We start from the raw sequence: 2,238 nt of genomic DNA, 5'->3' as shown, positions 1-2,238 counted from the left end.
GCGGCGGTGGGGTCGACCGCGCGGGGCACGGCCGGGCCGCGGCCGAGGGCGGCGTCGAGGGCGCGGACGACCGCGTACGGGCACGCCGCCGCGGCGGCCAGGTCGCTCGCGCTCAGCGCGAGGACGCCGTCGTCGAGGATCTGCACGCCTGGAGGCTACGGGGTCCCGGGGACACGGTCGGCGGCGGGGGCGACCCGGCTCGCCGGCCGCCCCGCGTCCGGCGCGCCGCGGCGCTCGTCGTCGTCGCGACCCGGCCGCAGGGCGCGCAGCGCGTTGAGGATGGAGAGCAGGTCGACGGCCTCCTGCGACAGGGCGCCGGCGACGGCCGGCAGGACCCCGGTCGCGGCGACGCCCATGAGGAGCACCGACAGCGCGATGCCGAGCCAGATGCTCTGCAGGGCCACCCGCATCGTCCGGCGGCCGACCCGGATCGCGGTCGCGGTCCTGCGCAGGTCCTCGGTCATGATCACGACGTCCGCGGACTCGCTCGCCGCCGTCGACCCGCGGGCGCCCATGGCCACGCCCACGTCGGCCGCGGCCAGGACGGGGGCGTCGTTGACGCCGTCGCCGACCATCATCACCGGGCGGGCGGTGAGCTCGCGCACCAGGCGGACCTTGTCCTGCGGCAGGCACTCGGCGTGCACCCGGGTGAGCCCGACCTCCGCCGCGACGTGGGACACGGTCGGCAGGGCGTCCCCGCTGAGCACCACGCGCTCCTCGACGCCGAGCCGGGCCAGCTCGGTCATCGTCGCCCGGGCGTCGTCCCGCGGGCGGTCGCTCATGACGAGGGCGCCGGCCGCCCGGCCGTCCACGGCCACGTACACGGCGAGCTCCCCGGGCCCGAGCGGCTGGGTGCGGACGCCCTCGGCGACCGACGCGACGTGCGCGCGCTTGCCGACGACGACCAGGTGCCCGTCCACCGTCGCGGTGACGCGGTTCGTCGCCTCCTCGCGCGCCGCGTCCGCCGGGCTCAGCACGAGCCCGCGCGCCGCCGCCGCCCCGCGCACCGACGTCGCGAGCACGTGCGTGGAGTACTGCTCCGCCGACGCCGCCAGCCGCAGGAGCTCGTCGCGGGTCCAGCCCGGCTCGGCGTGCACGGCGCGCAGCTCGGGCCGGCCGTACGTCAGGGTGCCGGTCTTGTCGAACGCCGCCGAGCGCACCGCGGCGAGGCGCTCGAGCGTCCCGGCGTCCTTGATGATCACCCCGGCGTGCGCGGCCCGGCTCATCCCGCCGAGGAACGCGACCGGCGCGGCGATCAGCAGCGGGCACGGGGTCGCGACGACGAGGACCTCGGCGACGACGACCGCGTCCCCGTGCCACCACCCGGCCGCGGCGGCGATCGCGAAGGCCAGCAGCGTGAACGGCACGGCGTACCGGTCGGCGAGCCGCACGACGGGCGCCCGCGACTCGGCGGCCTCCTGGACCATCGCGACGATCCGGGCGTACTGGCTGTCCGCGGCGGCCGAGGTCGCGCGGACGACGACGGCGCTCTGGGTGGCGAGCACCCCCGAGAGCACGGCGTCCCCGGCGCGGTGGGCGACCGGCAGGCTCTCGCCCGTCAGCGACGACTCGTCGAAGTCGGCGGCCGGCGTCTCGAGCTCGCCGTCGACCGGCACCACCTCGGCGGGGCGGACGAGCAGGCGGTCGCCCGGGACGACCTGCGCGACGGGCACGTCCTGCGGCTCGTCGTCGGGCCCGAGCAGGTGCACGACCGTCGGCGCCCGCTCCAGCAGCGCCCGGAGCTCGCCGCGCGCCCGGTGCGCGGCGAAGTCCTCCAGGGCCTCCCCGCCGGTGAGCATGAGGACGACCACGAGCGCCGCGACGTACTCCCCGACGACGACGGTCGCCACCATCGCGCTGACCGCGAGCACGTCGACGCCCCAGTGCCCGGCACGCAGGTCCCGGACCATGCCGAGGGACACGCGGACCGCGACGACGAGCGTCCACCCGGAGGCCAGCCAGCGGGCCGCGTCCCGCGCGCCGGCGGCGGCGAGGACGACGGTGACCACCGCGACGACGACCGTGGCGACCACGAGGGGGTACCGGCGGGCGAGCCGCGCGGGGCGTCCCGGCGCCGGGCGCACGCGCGCCGCGGTCGGCTCGCGCGTCGCCTCGACCATCGTGGCGTCCCCCCGCCCGCGCGACGAGGTCGCGCGCCCCCACCGTAGACCGGGTGGGCGGCGGGCTCAACGGACAGCGGGCCCCGCCCCGTCTCGCCCGGACGCCTCGCGGCCCGCG

General features: G+C 78.7%; 1 protein-coding gene. It reads right to left on the bottom strand.

Going from position 1 to position 2,238, the window contains the following annotated elements; translation table 11 throughout:
• Positions 1-155: 155 nt before the first annotated feature.
• Positions 156-2,120: a heavy metal translocating P-type ATPase gene (locus tag FA014_RS19230; RefSeq protein ID WP_154731211.1), complete on the bottom strand. Its 1,965-nt coding sequence runs from the start codon at positions 2,118-2,120 to the stop codon at positions 156-158.
• Positions 2,121-2,238 lie beyond the last annotated feature (118 nt).

The organism is Cellulomonas hominis (genome assembly GCF_005239125.1).
GTDB classification, from domain to species: domain Bacteria; phylum Actinomycetota; class Actinomycetes; order Actinomycetales; family Cellulomonadaceae; genus Cellulomonas; species Cellulomonas hominis_A.
The sequence above is the reverse complement of the archived record's forward strand: the minus strand, read 5'-3'. Positions and strand labels throughout refer to the sequence as shown.